This window comes from Mesorhizobium sp. G2-6-1 (assembly GCF_055809095.1).
Map to the genome: position 1 here is coordinate 2,130,559 of NZ_CM147896.1, position 17,172 is coordinate 2,147,730.

Annotated in this window: 16 protein-coding genes; 7 read left to right on the top strand and 9 right to left on the bottom strand. The window is 56.6% G+C overall.

Going from position 1 to position 17,172, the window contains the following annotated elements; genetic code table 11:
• Positions 1 to 212 precede the first annotated feature (212 nt).
• Positions 213 to 647 carry a Cu(I)-responsive transcriptional regulator gene (cueR, locus tag AC0L7S_RS10280; protein ID WP_473470762.1) on the top strand — a complete coding sequence of 145 codons (435 nt, stop codon included), beginning with the start codon at positions 213 to 215 and terminating at the stop codon, positions 645 to 647.
• A gap of 16 nt (positions 648 to 663) precedes the next feature.
• Here the strand turns inward: cueR and AC0L7S_RS10285 are convergent, their stop codons facing one another.
• Positions 664 to 1,527 carry a LysR family transcriptional regulator gene (locus tag AC0L7S_RS10285; protein WP_473470763.1) on the bottom strand — a complete coding sequence of 288 codons (864 nt, stop codon included), beginning with the start codon at positions 1,525 to 1,527 and terminating at the stop codon, positions 664 to 666.
• A gap of 116 nt (positions 1,528 to 1,643) precedes the next feature.
• Between AC0L7S_RS10285 and AC0L7S_RS10290 the strand changes: the two genes are divergently transcribed.
• A complete protein-coding gene (locus tag AC0L7S_RS10290; RefSeq protein ID WP_473470764.1) occupies positions 1,644 to 2,744 on the top strand; it encodes an amidohydrolase family protein in 1,101 nt (366 codons plus the stop codon).
• Positions 2,737 to 3,090 carry a Rieske (2Fe-2S) protein gene (locus AC0L7S_RS10295; RefSeq protein WP_473470766.1) on the top strand — a complete coding sequence of 118 codons (354 nt, stop codon included), beginning with the start codon at positions 2,737 to 2,739 and terminating at the stop codon, positions 3,088 to 3,090. Before AC0L7S_RS10290 ends, AC0L7S_RS10295 begins: the two co-directional genes overlap by 8 nt.
• 43 nt (positions 3,091 to 3,133) lie before the next feature.
• Here AC0L7S_RS10295 and AC0L7S_RS10300 read toward each other — a convergent pair whose 3' ends face one another.
• Positions 3,134 to 4,006, bottom strand: a complete 873-nt coding sequence (locus AC0L7S_RS10300; RefSeq protein ID WP_473470767.1) for a LysR substrate-binding domain-containing protein — start codon at positions 4,004 to 4,006, stop codon at positions 3,134 to 3,136.
• A gap of 153 nt (positions 4,007 to 4,159) precedes the next feature.
• On the opposite strand from AC0L7S_RS10300, the gene AC0L7S_RS10305 reads away from it, so the two are divergent.
• The 3 genes from AC0L7S_RS10305 to AC0L7S_RS10315 all read left to right on the top strand — a co-directional run bounded on the left by AC0L7S_RS10305 (position 4,160) and on the right by AC0L7S_RS10315 (position 8,154).
• Positions 4,160 to 5,731, top strand: coding sequence for a trimethylamine methyltransferase family protein (locus tag AC0L7S_RS10305; protein WP_473470768.1), 1,572 nt, complete (start codon positions 4,160 to 4,162; stop codon positions 5,729 to 5,731).
• A 44-nt stretch (positions 5,732 to 5,775) separates the two neighbouring features.
• Positions 5,776 to 6,879, top strand: coding sequence for an aminomethyl transferase family protein (locus tag AC0L7S_RS10310; protein WP_473470769.1), 1,104 nt, complete (start codon positions 5,776 to 5,778; stop codon positions 6,877 to 6,879).
• A 120-nt stretch (positions 6,880 to 6,999) separates the two neighbouring features.
• Entirely contained in the window at positions 7,000 to 8,154 is a 1,155-nt protein-coding gene (locus AC0L7S_RS10315) for a GlxA family transcriptional regulator (protein WP_473470771.1), read from the top strand.
• Between the two features lie 157 nt (positions 8,155 to 8,311).
• On the opposite strand, the gene AC0L7S_RS10320 is transcribed toward AC0L7S_RS10315, so the two are convergent.
• The 7 genes from AC0L7S_RS10320 to AC0L7S_RS10350 form a co-directional block, all read right to left on the bottom strand.
• Entirely contained in the window at positions 8,312 to 8,719 is a 408-nt protein-coding gene (locus AC0L7S_RS10320) for a F0F1 ATP synthase subunit epsilon (RefSeq protein WP_473470772.1), read from the bottom strand.
• 68 nt (positions 8,720 to 8,787) lie between these two features.
• Complete coding sequence (atpD, locus tag AC0L7S_RS10325) at positions 8,788 to 10,359, bottom strand: F0F1 ATP synthase subunit beta (protein WP_473470773.1); 1,572 nt, start codon at positions 10,357 to 10,359, stop codon at positions 8,788 to 8,790.
• A 73-nt stretch (positions 10,360 to 10,432) separates the two neighbouring features.
• A complete protein-coding gene (locus tag AC0L7S_RS10330) occupies positions 10,433 to 11,314 on the bottom strand; it encodes a F0F1 ATP synthase subunit gamma (RefSeq protein WP_473470774.1) in 882 nt (293 codons plus the stop codon).
• 33 nt (positions 11,315 to 11,347) lie between these two features.
• Positions 11,348 to 12,877: a F0F1 ATP synthase subunit alpha gene (gene atpA / locus AC0L7S_RS10335; RefSeq protein WP_473470776.1), complete on the bottom strand. Its 1,530-nt coding sequence runs from the start codon at positions 12,875 to 12,877 to the stop codon at positions 11,348 to 11,350.
• Positions 12,877 to 13,437 (bottom strand): F0F1 ATP synthase subunit delta, encoded by a 561-nt coding sequence (locus AC0L7S_RS10340; RefSeq protein WP_473470777.1) that lies wholly within the window; start codon positions 13,435 to 13,437, stop codon positions 12,877 to 12,879. The genes atpA and AC0L7S_RS10340 overlap by 1 nt, the downstream gene beginning before the upstream one ends.
• A gap of 235 nt (positions 13,438 to 13,672) precedes the next feature.
• Positions 13,673 to 14,068, bottom strand: a complete 396-nt coding sequence (locus AC0L7S_RS10345; RefSeq protein ID WP_473470778.1) for an AGROH133_08824 family phage infection protein — start codon at positions 14,066 to 14,068, stop codon at positions 13,673 to 13,675.
• A 120-nt stretch (positions 14,069 to 14,188) separates the two neighbouring features.
• Positions 14,189 to 16,366, bottom strand: a complete 2,178-nt coding sequence (locus AC0L7S_RS10350; protein WP_473470780.1) for a primosomal protein N' — start codon at positions 16,364 to 16,366, stop codon at positions 14,189 to 14,191.
• 114 nt (positions 16,367 to 16,480) lie between these two features.
• Between AC0L7S_RS10350 and fsa the strand changes: the two genes are divergently transcribed.
• Positions 16,481 to 17,134, top strand: coding sequence for a fructose-6-phosphate aldolase (gene fsa, locus AC0L7S_RS10355; protein WP_473470781.1), 654 nt, complete (start codon positions 16,481 to 16,483; stop codon positions 17,132 to 17,134).
• The last annotated feature ends 38 nt before the right edge of the window (positions 17,135 to 17,172 follow it).

Genomic DNA, 17,172 nt, shown 5'->3' on the forward strand with positions numbered 1-17,172 from the left:
AATAGCTTTGCCCGATTCGAGCCCGAAATCCGCCGTTATTCATGGTGGCTATTTTTTTGCTTGCCAAGCTTGTGATGCCTATATGCTGATGGAAATGTGTCCGTATGTTACAAACTGTGTCATTGCGGCAACAGGCACTTCGACATCACGAAGATAAACTATGCTCCTCAGGAAAATACTTTTTCTCGAGGCATACAGACAAGGAGCCGGCCATGAATGTTGGTGATGCGGGTCGCCGCGCCGGGCTTCCGGCCAAGACCATTCGCTACTACGAAGATATCGGCCTGATTCGACCGGAGCGTGCGGACAATGGTTACCGCACTTATTCCGGCGATGATGTTCATCGCCTGGCGTTTCTCAAGCGTGCCCGCAGACTCGGTTTTTCGATCGACGACTGCCGCCAGTTGATGGCGCTTTATCAGGACCGCTCGCGTGCCAGCGCCGACGTGCGCCGGATCGCTTCTGCCCAGGTCGTGGCGATTGAAGAAAAACTGAGCGAACTGAAAGCCATGCGCGCGACGCTGCAAAATCTTGTCGATGCCTGCAATGGCGACGAGCGCCCGGATTGCCCGATTCTGGATGACATGGCGGGACGTCAGGAAGAGACACAGCCGGGTACGCCGGGCGAGCGCGACAGGCGGTCTTGATATCGGAGGGTTCTGATTATTGGCTAAAGTGACGTGCCGCAACAAGGCGTAGAATCTGTATAGCGCGTTTGATTAGCAGAGCGTGATTTCGGCGGATCTGCGTTGCCACATACACCGGTTGCATGATGTCCGGCGCATCGGTGATCAGGGAAATAGACATCCCTGCGTCTGACAATTGTCGATGCAGGTGGGCTGGCAGATAGGTGGTGCCACCAATGCGCTGGAGGAACGCTGTTGCCAATTCCTCATAGCCCACGCTCATCGACGGGCGGGTCAGTTGCGGCAAAAGTTCGGCATGAACTCGGTCAAAATAGGAAGTATATCCTGTGTGGATGTAGCGCTCCGGCGCAACCTCGGCGAGCGTACGAACTTCCGTAGAAACCATCACGAACCGCTCGGTTCCAATTTCTTCGACGCGAAGATCAGGTAAATATTTTGGAGCAAACAGCAGCGCAATATCAATGTTTCCGCTGGCCAAATCAGTGACGATCTGTGCCGAGTAGTCTGCGTTGAGGTGCAGAGCAATGCGGTCGTGTGACGCGTAGAGATCACCTGCCCAGTCGAGAAGCAGCGTGCGCATGAGGCTGAACTGGGCCGATACACGCAAGGATCCGTCAAACTTTTCCATCGCGCCGGCATCACGCCGTGCATGGCTCCATGCTGCTTTCAGTGCGCGCGCGTGTTGTTCAAAGCGAGCACCGGAAGCGGTGGGGATCGCCCCGGCGCGACCTCGTACGAAGAGCGTGGCACCGACTGCGCCTTCCAGTGTACGCACACGCGTACTGATCGTCGACTGTGTTGTGCCCAGCCGCTCTGCTGTTCGGTTGAAATTCCGTGTTTCGAGAAGATCGAGAAAGGTGTCGAGAAGATCCAGATTCATCTTTAATCGAATAATACGATTGATAATTGCATATCAAGCATGTTTATCAAATCGATCATTTGCCTTCTAGTCCTCCCGGTCAATTCGAATAACACTGACGGGGAAAGGGCAAGGCCATGTTTATTGTCGATTGCGACTGCCACAATTACTGGTGCAGCGCGACGGTACTCGAACCCTATCTGGACGGCTTGTGGAAGGATATGTTCAACCGGGGCGAGCGGACCGGTCCGGTTGGCGCTTTCCCGCATGGCCATCGCGCCTGGTTCCACCCGGAGGGGTTCGCCCGTCAAGACGTGCAGCCCGAGAGTGAGGACGATAATTATCTGATAATGAAGGAAAAGCACCTCGACAAGTATAACATCGGGGTTGCTATCCTTACCGGCGACGAGGCGATCGAAGCATCGACACTTGCCAATCCTCATTACGCTATGGCCTTGTGTAAAGCGTATAACGATTACCAGATCGACTATTGGCTGCCCAAAGATGATCGGTTCATGGGTTCGATTGTCGTGGCCCCACAAGACCCACAACTTGCGGCCGCCGAAATCAGGCGCCTCGGAAGCCATCCGAGGATGGTCCAGGTTCTGGTATCGCACGGCGCTCAACGTCCCTATGGCGATCCGTTCTATCATCCGATTTTTGAGGCATGTGCGGAAGTCGGCTTGCCATTCGCTATGCATCTGGGTGGACAGGGAGGAGTGAATTCGACCCCTATAGGGGCAGGTCCGACGATGTTTTTCTGGGAGACCCATGCGGTTCTGCCGCAGTCGGCTATGACGTATATGGCTTCGATGATTGCTCAAGGTGTCTTCGAGAAATGGCCCGATCTTTATTGCGTCGTTATCGAATGCGGCGTGGCTTGGGTTCCTTCGGTCTTGTGGCGTCTGGATGCTAATTATCGCGCACTCCGAAAGGAAACGCCGTGGCTGAAAATGCTGCCTTCCGAATATTTCCGGCGCAACATTCGCTTTTCAACACAGCCCCTGGAGCAGCCGAATAATGTCCAGCATCTTTGGACGACGTTGGAAGCAATGGACGGTGAACACACTCTCATGTTCGCATCGGACTACCCGCACTGGGACTATGATGACGTCAATGCGTTGCATATCCCGTCAAAATGGCGCGAGAGAATCATGGGGTTGAATGCGCTTGAGGTCTACAAGCGCATCAGTGCGCCTGCGGCAATGATTGGGCAACTGGAGGCGAATTATGGCTGATTTGCATTTCGCCTGTCACGTTTCGGATGTTCCTGCCAATGGGGCGAAGATTGTAGCGATCAAGAAACATTCCGTTGGCGTCTTCAAGCTTCCGGACGGCTATTTCGCTATGCTGAATGTCTGCCCACATCGGGGAGCTGCAATCTGCCAAGGCCCCGTGTGCGGCACGACGGGAACAACGGAAACACGGGACTTCGTCTATGAACGCTCTGGAGAGATTGTTCGTTGCGCCTGGCATGGCTGGGAGTTCGACATCCGCACCGGACATTTCCTGGTCGACCCCAAGATTCGCGCTAGAACGTTTCCGGTTACCGTCGAAGACGACAACGTTTTCGTGCAATTCTGATGTCTGACATCGACTTTGGCGAAAAATGATAGAGGCTTCACAGCTAATGACCTGCCTCGGCAAGGATCCATTCCCGGAAATCGTTGAGCGCGGGATTGGACAGGGCGCCCTTGCGGTAAGCAAGATGGAAGCCATAATTGGCGAGTTCAACCTTTGACACCTTGGTGAGCAGACCAGCGTCCAATTCATTGGCAACCAGCGCATCGTTAAGGGCAAGGCCTTGGCCGTCGATCACCGCCTGTACGCGCACATTGGGGTCCGGAATGACAAGGGCATCGCGTGCAGGGCGATAGGCAATTCCAGCCGCACGATGCCAGTCGGCCCAGGCATGGCTTTCCTCACGATCGTGCAGCAGCGACACTTCGGGCAGCACTTTTTCCAAACCTTCCAGCTTGATCCGCTCGGCAATGCGCCTGCCAGCGGTCGCAAAGGCCGGTTGCGGCAAAAGCAATTCGGTTTCCATATCGGTCCAATGGCCGGTCCCCCAGCGAATGGACATGTCGATGGTGTTGTCACGAATGCCTATCACATCGACCACAGGTTGCACCCGCAAACCAACCTCGGGGTGTGAAATGATGAAATTCATCAACCGGGGAGAAAGCCAGCGAGAGGCGAAATAGGTCGGCGTGGCAATAGTGATGCGCCTGCTGTCAACCTGACGCAGATTGGCAATGGTGCGTTCCAGTTCCTGATAGGCGGTGTGGGATGCATGCCACAAAATCTGACCCTTTTCAGTCAGCTTGATGCCGCGGTGTTCGCGCGTAAACACCTGGAAGCCGAGATCCTCTTCGAGACGCCTGATCTGATAACTCACCGCACCCTTGGTGAGATTGAGCTTCTCCGCCGCTTCGGTGAAGCTGAAGCTGTTGGCGACAACATCGAGAAGCCGAAGTGTATCGAATGACCGAAAACGCATATATTGCGTATAAGAATTTTAGACGCAAGAGGCAAATCATTTGGTTTGCGTCGCGTGGTTTTTCGGCATTTATTCGCGCAATGTATTTTATCCGGATTGATGCGCTGCCATTTGGCGTTCATTGCGATCAATCCCCTTCATCGGAGATGCAAGTTGGAAACCGCCATCCTTGTTAGCGACATCGCTCCTGCACCAGTTCCTGGTCGTCGCTCAGGTGGTCGGTTGGCGCGCATGGAACGCCGCTCGGATGCGGCCCGTCCGGCGGCTCCTGCCATCATTACCCGCCAAATACGGACTTACGATCTGCTGGACGACGAGACCCTTTGTACGATCGAGGCACATGCGGACTGGATCCTGAAGGAGATCGGCATCGAGTTTCGCGAAGATCCAGAGGCGCTGGAACTGTTCCGGCAGGCTGGAGCAACAGTGACCGGGGAGCGTGTGCGGTTCGATCCGGGCCATGCCCGTGCATTGTGTGCCACAGCGCCAGCCAGTTTTCGCATGGAGGGCCGCAATCGGGAAAGCTCCATCATTCTTGGCGGCAATCATGTCGTTCTGATGCCATCCTATGGCCCCCCATTCGTGCGCGACCTCGACAGTGGGCGGCGTTACGCAACGATTGCCGATTTCGAAAACATTGTGAAACTCACCTTCATGTCCGGTGTCTTGAATCACTCCGGCGGGACCGTGTGCGAACCGGTCGACCTGCCGGTCAACAAGCGCCATCTGGATATGGTTTACGCGCATCTGAAATATTCGACCAAGCCGTTCATGGGGGCGGTGACGGCCCCCGAGCGTGCGCAAGATTCCATCGACATGGCGCGTATCGTTTTCGGCGATAGCTTCATGGAAGAAAACTGCGTCATTCAGGGCAATATCAACGTCAACTCGCCACTGGTCTACGACCATATCATGACGGGTTCCCTGAAAGCCTATGCACGTGCCAACCAGTCGGTTGTCGTCTCTCCTTTCATTCTGGGTGGCGCTATGGGGCCGGTTACCCAGCCGGGATTGCTGGCTCAGGCGCATGCCGAGGCTATGGCTGGCATCGCGCTTTCCCAGTTGGTGCGCAAAGGGGCGCCTGTCGTATATGGCAATTTCCTGACCACGATGAACCTGAAGACCGGCGCGCCGACATTCGGGACGCCGGAGGCCAATCTTTCGACCTTTGCCATTGGCCAACTTTGCCGCCGTCTCGGCCTGCCATTGCGTTGCGGGGGGCAGTTGACCGCCTCGAAGGTGGCCGATGGTCAGGCCATGCAGGAATCGACCAACAGCATGATGGCGGGGATACTTGCCGGCTCCAACTTCATTTTCCATGCGGCCGGTTGGCTCGAAGGCGGCCTGACCATGGGCTACGAGAAGTTTGTCATGGATCTGGATCACTGCGGAATGATGCTGAGGATGATTCAAGGCCTGACGGTGGACGCCAACGCACTTGCCGATGAAGCATTTCGGGAAACGGGACCCGGTGTGAATTTCTTCGGTTGCGGCCACACATTGAAGAATTTCGAAACGGCCAATTACATGTCCGACCTTGCCGATACATCGTCTTTCGAGCAGTGGAGCGAGGCAGGATCGCAAGACACTGAGCGCCGGGCCAACCGGCGTTGGAAAACGATGCTGGAAGATTACGAGGCACCACCCCTGGATCAGGGGATCGACGAAGCACTGCGCGATTTTATGGATCGCAGGAAAAACGCTTCCACCGACGCCTGGTACTGACCCATCAAGGCGCAACACCATTCCCAAATGAAAGGATCATGTGCATGAGCACGTCTACGCGTATATCCGCCCTTGCAAGTCGCCACCGGGCCCTGGGCTCGACACTTGACGATTGGAACGGAATGGGGACCGCCTGGAGCTATGATAGCGACCCGTGCAAGGAGCATGATGCGGTACGCGAGGCCGCAGGTCTGTTCGATATGTCGGGGCTCAAGAAAGTGCATGTGCAAGGCAAGGATGCGAGAAGCGTTATCGACGATGTGATTACGCGCGATGCGACGCGCATCGATGCAGGGCGTTCAGCCTATACCAGCGTGCTTACAGATCAAGGCACCGTTTGCGATGACGCCATCGTGGCCAATTTGGGCAATGACCATTGGCTTTTCGTGCACGGTTCCGGTGAAAGCATGGAGCGGTTGCAAGAATCGGCGTCCGGCAAGGATGCCAGCGTGACATTTGATGACGATCTTCACGATATCTCCCTGCAAGGGCCGGGTTCGACAGCTCTGCTTGCCTCGCACACGCCTGCTGACATCGCAGGGATGGCCTATTTCAGCCATCTCGAAACGACGTTGTTCGGTCATCCATGCCGGATCTCGCGAACAGGCTATTCAGGCGAGCGCGGCTACGAGATTTTCGCTGGCGCTGATGTCGTTTGCGATATCTGGGACAAGATACTGGCCCACGGCAAAAAAGATGGCGTGATGGCATGTTCTTTCACAGCGCTCGACAAAGTTCGCATCGAGGCGGGGCTTCTCTTCTTCGGGTACGACATGACCGCCGAACATACGCCTTGGGAGGTCGGCCTCGGGTTCACCATCAGCCAGAAGAAGGGGCAGTTCCGGGGCCGCGACAAGGTCATGGAGGCGAAGGGAAACGAACGTTTCGTGCTGCGCGGGATTGTTGCCGAACATGACGACGCCGTACCCGGTGGAGCGGCTCTGCGTATGGACGGGAAAGCTGTCGGTATCGTCAATAGCCCGGTCTGGTCGCACAGGCTGGGAAAATCTCTGGCGCTGGTTCACCTGCGCCCGGACATCGCTGTTGCCGGCAAGCGTCTGGAGGTTGTATCGGAGGATTTTTCATGCCCGGCAACAATTGCGGAGCTGCCATTTTTCGACCCGCAGAAGAACCGGGTGCGAGAATAGCTGCGAAGGGAGACCCTTTGAGCCGATGCCACCAGCATCTACAGCACATCGCGTCTAAAGGGGTTTATGAATTGAGCATCTCTTGCGGCGACGATCAGCTATCTTTGGGGAGGCATCGAGATGAACATGATGAACCGGCACGCTGGCTCCTTTGAAGAGCCATTGGAGCGCGCTGGTCGTACCTGCATCGAACCAGACCCATGTGTCGTCGTGCCGATGCGGTTCATGTTTATTCTGGTTCCCGGTTTCTCACAGCTTTGCCTGTCGTCCTTGATTGACCCGCTGCGCATCGCCAATGCCGTGTCGGGGCGTGATCTGTTCACATGGAAGCTTGTAAGTGAAGATGGCCAGCCGGTTGTGTGTGCCAGCGGTATCCGTGTTTGTGTCGACAGCGCGCTTGGAGAGCAGTCAGATCTCTTGAATGGCGGACACCGTGTCGATGTGGCGGTAGTTTGTGCTGGCGATTGGGTTGAACGCTATGAAATTGGACGGATAGTTTCGTTTCTGCGCGTCTGTGCCCGTCGCGGATTGACCCTTTGCGGATTAGGGACGGGCACTTGGGTTCTGGCCGCTGCAGGTCTTCTGGCAAATGCGCGATGCACGATACATTGGAGTAAATTGGCAGCATTATCCGAAACATTCTCGCGGCTGAATGTGGCGGATGTGCTCTTTGTCGAACAGGGCAATGTGACGACTTGTGCCGGTGGGCTTGCGGCTTTTGACCTGGCGTTGAACCTGATCGAGCGCCACTCCGATAGCGAACTTGCCCAAACTGTTTGTGGTTTCGTGTCTGCCGTCCGTTGGCGCGAGGGAGAAAATTGCCAATCTGTTCCGCTTGGGTTGCGGCTCTCGGGTGCAAGCTTGAAGCTTGAGCAGGTGATAAGGCTGATGGAGCAGAATCTCGAAGAACCATTGTCCCTGTATGAGATTGCTCAACAGGTGGGTTCCTCACGCCGGCAGGTTGAGCGCCTGTTCCGACGCCATTTTCGAACCACGCCCCATCATTACTATCTGACGCTGCGGCTCGAACGCGCGCGCCAATTGATTGAATCGACGGACATGCGCCTGACGAATGTCGCAATGGCCTGCGGCTTCGCATCGGCGTCACATTTCACAAAATGTATCCGGGAACATTTCGGGCTTATTCCAAGCAAACTCAGAGACAATGTGCGTGAGACCCGGCTCGCTAAGTTGTCAGTGTCTGGCAGAACCAGCCCCCTCACGTCAGAGGATTGGTCACCGCCAGCCTCGGCGTTCACCTCGTTGCCATCATGATTTAACTAAGATGAATGTCGATTGGCCCTGGTGCGAATTTCAGTGCCGGGACACCAAAGCGCGCCGCGTCTAAAGAGATTCATGCAGCGTGCTTCAAGCCATTGTTTTTGTGCATGTCGTTGTTCCAAAACCGCTGCACAGTTTTGGGCGGCATGCACTAGGACGGTAGAACCGCACCTTCCAGCGTGGTCAGTTGATGCAGGAATTGCTCGGCCTTGCTGCGGCTATCATCGTCCTTGGCATCCGCAATATCCTCGCGCGCATCCTGAATGCGACGCGCGATTTCTGCGCGATCAATATCCTTGACCGGCACCGCAGATTCAGCAAGCAATGTGCAACCTGAAGGCAGGATATCGGCAAAGCCGCCGAACACGACATAGCGTTCTTCGCTCCCACCGGAAGCTCTTACCGTAACGACGCCGGGCTTGATCGTCGTCATTGCCGGTGCATGGTTTGCCATCACGGTCATCTCGCCTTCCGTGCCCGGAATGACGACAGACTCGACCTGTTCCGAAACAAGCAGGCGTTCCGGTGAAACCAGTTCGAATTGAAAGCTATCAGCCATGATGTCTCACAGTATGTTGGACCCGAGCGTGCGGGCCCTCATAAGCCCGCACAATAGCAAACCGGAACTTACGCCGCTTCGGCCGCCAGCTTTTGCGCCTTCTCGACGGCTTCTTCGATGGTGCCGACCATATAGAAAGAGGCTTCCGGCAGATGATCGTATTCGCCTGCGACAAGACCCTTGAAGCCCTTGATGGTATCGGCGAGATCGACCAGTTTGCCAGGTGCACCGGTAAACACCTCGGCGACGAAGAATGGCTGCGACAGAAAACGCTCGATCTTGCGGGCGCGGGCAACGGTCAGCTTGTCCTCTTCGGAAAGCTCGTCCATGCCGAGAATGGCGATGATGTCCTGAAGCGACTTGTAGCGCTGCAATGTCTGCTGCACGTCGCGGGCAACCTGATAGTGCTCATCGCCGACAACCAGCGGATCGAGCATGCGCGACGTCGAATCCAGCGGATCGACCGCAGGGTAAATGCCCTTTTCCGCGATGGCGCGGTTCAGCGTCGTGGTTGCATCAAGATGCGCAAACGACGTTGCAGGTGCCGGGTCGGTCAAATCGTCGGCGGGCACGTAAATTGCCTGCACCGAGGTGATCGAGCCCTTGGTCGTCGTGGTGATCCGCTCCTGCAACGCGCCCATGTCGGTGGCAAGTGTCGGCTGGTAGCCAACAGCAGAAGGAATACGCCCAAGCAGCGCCGACACTTCCGAACCAGCCTGCGTGAAGCGGAAAATGTTGTCGACGAAGAACAAGACGTCCTGGCCCTGATCGCGGAAATATTCAGCAACCGTCAGTCCGGTCAAGCCAACACGCGCACGCGCTCCTGGAGGCTCGTTCATCTGGCCGTAAACAAGCGCGGCCTTGGAACCTTCGCCGCCGCCTTTCTGGTTGACGCCGGATTCGATGAACTCATGATAGAGATCGTTACCTTCGCGGGTACGCTCTCCGACACCGGCAAACACAGAATAACCGCCATGTGCCTTGGCGATGTTGTTGATCAGTTCCTGGATCAGCACGGTCTTGCCAACGCCGGCACCGCCGAACAGACCGATCTTGCCGCCCTTTGCGTAAGGCGCGAGCAGATCGAGAACCTTGATACCCGTGATGAGGATTTCCGCTTCCGTCGACTGTTCGACATAGCTTGGCGCGGACTGATGAATCGAACGCACTTCACTTGCATCGACCGGGCCTTCTTCATCGACAGGATCGCCGATGACGTTGATGATGCGGCCAAGCATGCCTGGACCCACCGGCACCTGGATCGGCGCACCCGTATCGGTGACCGCCTGGCCACGAACGAGGCCCTCGGTCGAGTCCATCGCGATGCAACGTACCGTATTTTCACCGAGATGCTGGGCAACTTCGAGTACCAGCCGGTTTCCGACGTTCTCGGTCTCGAGCGCGTTCAGGATGGCGGGCAAATCATCGCCGAACTGCACATCGACAACAGCGCCGATGACCTGCCGAACTTTTCCGACTACCCCGCTTGCCTTGGCAACGGCGCGCGGTGTGCTTGCCTTGGCCGAAGCTGCTGCCTTTTTGGCCGGAGCTGCTTTCGTTGCCGCCTTGGCCGGAGCAGCGGCTTTCGTCGATGCTGCTTTACTAGCGGTCGCCTTTTTGGGGGTCGCTGCTTTCGCCATTGTTTTTAACCCTTTTTCGTCCGTTTGTTTCTCACACGTATAACAGGAAGGAAACCTCCCTTACCGGTTCGTGCTAGAGCGCCTCGGCGCCCGAAATAATCTCGATCAATTCCTTGGTGATTTGAGCTTGCCGCTGACGATTATACGTAATCGACAGTTTGTTGATCATATCACCAGCATTGCGCGTCGCATTGTCCATGGCGCTCATCTTGGCACCCATTTCCCCTGCTGCATTTTCGAGCAACGCACGGAAAACCTGCACCGATATGTTGCGCGGGATGAGATCGGAAAGGATTTCACCCGGCTCCGGCTCATATTCATAAACAGCGCTGTCATCGCCTGCTTCACCATTGGCTGCACTGACAGCCGCGGGAATGAGTTGCTGCGCGGTCGGAATTTGAGAAATGACCGACTTGAACTGCGAATAAAACAGCGTGCAGACGTCAAAACTGCCTTCGTTGAAGAGTTGAATAACCTTTTTGGCAATCCCGTCGGCATTGGTGAAACCGAGTGTTTTGACTTCGCGCAAATCAACGCGGTCGATAATCAGCGACGCAAAATCGCGACGCAATATATCAAAACCCTTCTTGCCGACGCAGATGATCTTGATCGTCTTGCCATCCGCCTGCAACTTGCGGGCATGATCGCGCGCAAATCGTGCGATCTGGGAGTTGAAGCCACCACAAAGCCCGCGCTCTGCCGTGCAAACGACGAGCAAATGCACATCATCCTTGCCGGTACCGGTCATCAATGCTGGTGCATCGCCACCGTCACCAACCGCTTGGGCAATGTTGGTCAACACCGCCCCCATCCGCTCGGAATAGGGGCGCGCCGCTTCGGCAGCCTCCTGGGCACGGCGCAGCTTTGCCGCGGCAACCATCTGCATTGCCTTGGTGATTTTCTGCGTCGCCTTGACCGAGGCGATACGGTTACGAAGGTCTTTTAATGACGCCATGCTTCAAACTCGATCCCGTCATCCGATCTCTGTTCAGGCAAAGGTCTTGGCGAAAGCGTCAATTTCACCTTTGAGCTTGCCGCGCAAATCATCGGAGAGCGCTTTTTCCTTGCGGATAGCGTCAAGCACGTCCTTGCCGGTCGAACGCATATGCGACAGCAGGCCCTGTTCGAATTTACCAACCTGGGCAACAGCCAGCTTGTCGAGATAGCCATTGACGCCGGCAAAAATCACCGCGACCTGCTCTTCCGTCTTGAGTGGAGAAAACTGTGGTTGTTTCAGCAACTCGGTCAGGCGCGCGCCACGGTTGAGCAAGCGTTGCGTCGAGGCATCGAGATCCGACCCGAACTGCGCGAAGGCAGCCATTTCACGGTATTGCGCAAGCTCACCCTTGATCGACCCGGCGACCTGCTTCATCGCCTTGATCTGCGCTGCAGAACCAACGCGAGACACCGACAGACCCACATTCACGGCCGGGCGAATACCCTGGAAGAACAGGTTGGTTTCGAGGAATATCTGACCATCGGTGATTGAAATGACGTTGGTGGGAATATAGGCCGACACGTCGTTGGCCTGCGTCTCGATGACCGGCAAAGCCGTCAGCGATCCGGCACCATTGTCGTCGTTCAGCTTTGCTGAGCGTTCCAGAAGGCGCGAATGCAGATAGAACACATCGCCGGGATAGGCTTCACGTCCGGGCGGACGACGTAGCAACAGCGACATCTGGCGGTAGGCAACGGCCTGCTTGCTGAGATCGTCATAGCCGATCAACGCATGCATGCCGTTATCGCGGAAATATTCGCCCATGGTGCAGCCGACAAACGGCGCAATATACTGAAGCGGGGCCGGATCGGAGGCTGTCGCGGCGATGATGATCGAATAATCGAGCGCACCGCGCTCTTCGAGAATTTTCACGAACTGCGCCACGGTCGAGCGCTTTTGGCCCACGGCAACATAAACGCAATAAAGCTTTTCAGATTCCGGCCCGGATTCGTGAATGGCTTTCTGGTTCAGGATCGTATCGAGAATAATAGCTGTCTTGCCGGTCTGTCGATCGCCGATGACCAATTCACGCTGGCCACGACCGACGGGAATGAGCGCATCAATGGCCTTTAGGCCAGTCGACATCGGCTCATGCACCGATTTACGAGGAATGATGCCAGGTGCCTTGACGTCAACGCGCTTGCGCTCCTTGGTCTTGATCGGACCCTTGCCGTCGATCGGATTGCCAAGCCCGTCAACGACACGGCCAAGAAGCTCAGGCCCGACAGGTACGTCAACGATGGCACCGGTACGCTTGACGGTGTCGCCTTCCTTGATGTCACGGTCATTGCCGAAAATAACGACGCCGACATTGTCTGCTTCAAGATTAAGCGCCATGCCGCGAATGCCGCCTGGAAACTCGACCATCTCGCCGGCCTGAACATTGTCGAGGCCATATACGCGGGCGATACCATCGCCAACGGACAGAACCTGTCCAACTTCGGAAACTTCGGCCTCTTTGCCGAAATTCTTGATCTGGTCTTTCAGAATTGCGGAAATTTCCGCGGCGCGAATGTCCATCAGCCGACCTCTTTCAGTGCAAGCTTAAGCGAATTGAGTTTGGTTTTGAGCGACGTATCGATCTGGCGCGAACCCATCTTGACGACAAGGCCACCAAGCAATGAGGGGTCTATCGTCATATTGATCGTTACATTCTTGCCGGCAACGCTCTTCAGCGCGGCTTTCAGTTCCGTCTGCTGTGCCGAACTAAGCGTGTGTGCCGAGGTGACGTCAGCCGATGCCTCGCCGCGATGATCGGCAGCAATCTTGCGAAACGCACGGATCATGCCCGGAACCGCAAACAGCCGGCGGTTTCTTGCGACCACACGCAGGAAATTTCCAGCCAGACCGGAAATCCCGGCCTTGTTGACAATCGCCGAAATGGCTTTTTCCTGATCGTCGGCGGCAAACACAGGGCTTTCAATGAGGCGTCGCAGATCGGCACTGCCATCAAGCATGCTTTCGAAGCCTGTCAAATCAGCTTCAACCTTGGCAATGGAATTCGCCTGGCGCGCGAGCTCGAATAGCGAGCCAGCGTAACGCTCTGAAACACCGGAGATTGGCGAGGACGACTGGGCCACGGTCCGTCTTTTCTCTTGTTTGACAGGCCGCAGATTGTTGGCTCGAGCAAAAACTCTGGCTAAATCTTTGACCTTACTTAGGTTATTTCCAGGCAAGGGAATGGCTTTCGCATCCCCTAGCTGAAAGTCGATTGCCGTCTAGCACAGGCTTTTTCAGACCGCAATGCATCCTCTGGCATGTATGCCCGGCACTATTGTCGCATTAGCCCGCCAAGTTCAACAGCGTGGCGACGATTCAGGCCAAAAAGCCGAAAACGAATGCGAGCGGAAATGCCGCCAACAAGAGCTCAACGACGACCGCCGCCCAATTATAGGGTGTATTGGCACCGTCAGACATCATCCCCAGTATGCGGCCAAACACGGTAAACAACCAGGAAAAGCCGAGCGCCATATAAAGCAGAGGCTGCGCGAGCAAAATGGCACACAGGCCCAGGCCCAGATAAAATCCGGCCATGCGGCTGCGCCCCTCTACGATTGCTTCCGGCTTGTCCGATAGCGGCTGCAAACGCAAAGCCTTGAAAGCAAGACCAGGGGCAAGAAACAGGACCAGACCGAGCGCCAGGGTAACAACCGCACTCGACCAGGCGAGCCATTCGCCCTGGCTCATCGGCCACGGAAACGAAAATTCCATTATTATCCCCTCATCGCAATCCGTAGCAGATTGAAGATTGTGCGGCTGGGAAGTCAAGCGCCAAACTCAACCACCATCCAATCTCAAAAGGAGGTTTTATACCCCGCAGCCACCGGCCATTCAAAGAAAACTCTGCGGATCAATATCAACCTGCACCCGCACCGAACCGCGAACTTTCGGCCCACTTGTGAGCATGACGCGGACGAAGCGCTGCATATCGGAGCGTCGTTCGCCGTGCACCAACAATCGGAATCGATGGCGGCCGCCGATCATAGCAAGCGGTGCCTCTGCCGGGCCAAGCACGGTGATGTCGCCAACCTCTGGTGCGGATCGGCGCAAGGCACGCGCATGACCTTCCGCTTCCGCGCGCGTGGCGGCACTGACAATGATCCCGGTCAGCCTCCCGAAAGGCGGCAAGGCAGCACGTTCGCGCTCAGTAATTTCGCGCTGGTAGAAGCTCTCCGCATCGCCCGACATGATTGCGTGCATGACGGGGTGGTCCGGCTGGTAGGTCTGGAGCAGGCCAAGGCTTTTCTTGCCGGTGCGCCCCGCTCTGCCAGTTACCTGGCTCAAAAGCTGAAATGTACGTTCGGCGGCGCGCGGATCGCCATTGGCAAGGCCGAGATCGGCGTCGATCACCCCGACCAATGTCATGTTCGGAAAATTGTGCCCCTTGGCGACCAGTTGCGTTCCGATCACGATATCGGCCTCACCATTGGCAATCGCCTCCAGTTCGAGCCGCAGTCTGCGCACGCCGCCCATGATATCGGATGAAAGTACAATCGTGCGGGCTTGGGGAAAGTGCGCAACCACCTCTTCGGCAATGCGCTCTACCCCCGGCCCACAGGCCACGAGATGATCGAATGTCCCGCATTCCGGGCACGCCTCCGGGCGTTTTTCGCTATGGCCGCAATGATGGCAGATCAAGTGTCCGCGGAACCGGTGCTCAACCAGCCATGACGAGCAGACTGGGCAGCCAAAGCGGTGGCCGCAAACCCGGCACAAGGTCAGCGGTGCGTAGCCGCGCCGGTTCAGGAACAATAAGGACTGTTCCTGCTTTTCAAGCGTTTGCCTGATGTGAGAGAGCAAAACGGGCGACACAAATCCGCCGCGGGCAGGCGGCGCACGGCGCATGTCGATTGCCTTGAGGTCGGGAAGTGCTGCTTCGGCAAAGCGCGCTGGCAGCACGGCCCTGGTGTAACGGCCCTGTTGTGCATTGACCCGGCTCTCAATCGACGGTGTGGCCGAGGCCAGCACGATGGGAAACCTGCCGATGCTGGCGCGCACCACCGCCATGTCGCGGGCATTGTAGAAAACGCGATCCTCTTGCTTGTAGGCCGGATCATGTTCTTCATCGACAATGACGAGGCCAAGTTCCCTGAACGGCAAGAACAATGCCGAGCGTGCACCGGCAACAACACGAACACTTCCTTCCACCACCTGGCGCCACACCCGCTCACGCATGCGTGGCGGCAGGTCGGAATGCCATTGCGCCGGCTTGGCGCCGAAACGATCCTGAAAGCGTTCGAGAAAGGCGTGGGTCAACGAGATTTCCGGCAACAGGATCAGCACCTGCCGGCCTCGTTCCAACGCTGCGGCGACCGCCTCGAAATAGACTTCGGTCTTGCCCGATCCGGTCACCCCGTCGAGCAATGTTACTCCGAACGCTTCATCCTCGACATTGGAGCGCAAATGTTTGGCCGCCTCGCGTTGATCGGGCATCAGGTCAGGTGTGGAATAGGTTGGGTCGGGCAGGGCAACTACCGGACGTGGCGGGATCATCACCGTCTCAAACACGCCTTGCGCCTTGAGGCCATCGATAACGCTTGATGAAACACCCGCCGCATGGGCAAGGCCGGAGCGTGTCCAGGCAAGCCCTCCCACCGCTGTTTCAAGTACCCGCGAGCGCGCCTTGGTCACGCGGTCAGGTTCTTCAACGGTTCGCTGCAAGCCTTCCGTCCAGGGTTCCGGATCGAAGGCTTCGGGTGCACGCAACAGCATGCGTGCCACGATACCTGGCGGCGACAGCGTGTATTGCGCGACCCAATCAACAAAGCTGCGCATTGCTGCGTCTATCGGCGGGCAATCGAACACATGCTCGATCGACCGCAATTTTCTGGCGTCCACCTCATCGGGCGTATTGTCCCAGACAATGCCGGCAACGTGGCGCGGGCCAAGCGGTACACGCACAATCGAACCCGGCTCCACATGCATTCCTTTGGGAACCGCATAGGTGTAGGGACGTTCAGCAGGCATGGGCACGAGCACGGCGGCAGTGAAACGCGAATCTTCTTTCATGAGACGTGACCTTGCCCCGACTTTGGTCTAGAGCAAAGCCCAAGCGCCAACCTGGGGCCGAGCGCACGCTCAAGCGCGTTGGGCGCGCATGGAATAATTGCCAAGGAGAACATCATGAAATTCTTTGTCGACACTGCCGACATCAAGGAAATCCGCGAACTGAACGATCTGGGGTTGGTTGACGGGGTTACCACCAACCCGTCGCTGATACTCAAATCAGGCGGCAAGATCGATGAAGTCACCAAACAAATCTGCGACATCGTCAAAGGTCCGGTTTCTGCCGAAGTCACAGCCACAGACTATGACGGCATGATGAAGGAAGCCAAGGTTCTGGCCAGGATCGCCGACAACATCGCCATCAAGGTGCCGTTGACCCTTGACGGATTGAAGGCCTGCAGGTCTATCCGCTCCGATGGCCGCATGGTCAATGTCACGCTGTGCTTTTCTGCCAATCAGGCTCTGTTGGCAGCAAAGGCCGGGGCTTCTTTCATCTCTCCGTTCGTTGGCCGGCTCGATGACACCGGCATCGACGGAATGGACCTGATTTCAGACATCAGACAGATCTATGACAATTACGATTTCCAGACCGAAATCCTTGTCGCTTCGGTGCGCTCAACCAGCCATGTCCAGCAGGCAGCCCTGATTGGCGCAGATGTCGCCACCGTTCCGCCATCAACATTGCGCGCGCTCGTCAAGCATCCTTTGACCGACAAGGGCCTCGAAGCCTTCCTCGCGGACTGGGCCAAGACCGGCCAGAAGATCGGCTGAGCGCCAACTCGTCAATAAGTCTGAACCACGCCCCCCGA

Bases quoted from the DNA above. Each gene is read 5' to 3' on its own strand.
- cueR (WP_473470762.1), top strand. From the start codon at position 213: ATGAATGTTGGTGATGCGGGTCGCCGCGCCGGGCTTCCGGCCAAGACC.
- AC0L7S_RS10285 (WP_473470763.1), bottom strand. From the start codon at position 1,527: ATGAATCTGGATCTTCTCGACACCTTTCTCGATCTTCTCGAAACACGG.
- AC0L7S_RS10290 (WP_473470764.1), top strand. From the start codon at position 1,644: ATGTTTATTGTCGATTGCGACTGCCACAATTACTGGTGCAGCGCGACG.
- AC0L7S_RS10295 (WP_473470766.1), top strand. From the start codon at position 2,737: ATGGCTGATTTGCATTTCGCCTGTCACGTTTCGGATGTTCCTGCCAAT.
- AC0L7S_RS10300 (WP_473470767.1), bottom strand. From the start codon at position 4,006: ATGCGTTTTCGGTCATTCGATACACTTCGGCTTCTCGATGTTGTCGCC.
- AC0L7S_RS10310 (WP_473470769.1), top strand. From the start codon at position 5,776: ATGAGCACGTCTACGCGTATATCCGCCCTTGCAAGTCGCCACCGGGCC.
- AC0L7S_RS10315 (WP_473470771.1), top strand. From the start codon at position 7,000: ATGAACATGATGAACCGGCACGCTGGCTCCTTTGAAGAGCCATTGGAG.
- AC0L7S_RS10320 (WP_473470772.1), bottom strand. From the start codon at position 8,719: ATGGCTGATAGCTTTCAATTCGAACTGGTTTCACCGGAACGCCTGCTT.
- atpD (WP_473470773.1), bottom strand. From the start codon at position 10,359: ATGGCGAAAGCAGCGACCCCCAAAAAGGCGACCGCTAGTAAAGCAGCA.
- AC0L7S_RS10330 (WP_473470774.1), bottom strand. From the start codon at position 11,314: ATGGCGTCATTAAAAGACCTTCGTAACCGTATCGCCTCGGTCAAGGCG.
- atpA (WP_473470776.1), bottom strand. From the start codon at position 12,877: ATGGACATTCGCGCCGCGGAAATTTCCGCAATTCTGAAAGACCAGATC.
- AC0L7S_RS10345 (WP_473470778.1), bottom strand. From the start codon at position 14,068: ATGGAATTTTCGTTTCCGTGGCCGATGAGCCAGGGCGAATGGCTCGCC.
- AC0L7S_RS10350 (WP_473470780.1), bottom strand. From the start codon at position 16,366: ATGAAAGAAGATTCGCGTTTCACTGCCGCCGTGCTCGTGCCCATGCCT.
- fsa (WP_473470781.1), top strand. From the start codon at position 16,481: ATGAAATTCTTTGTCGACACTGCCGACATCAAGGAAATCCGCGAACTG.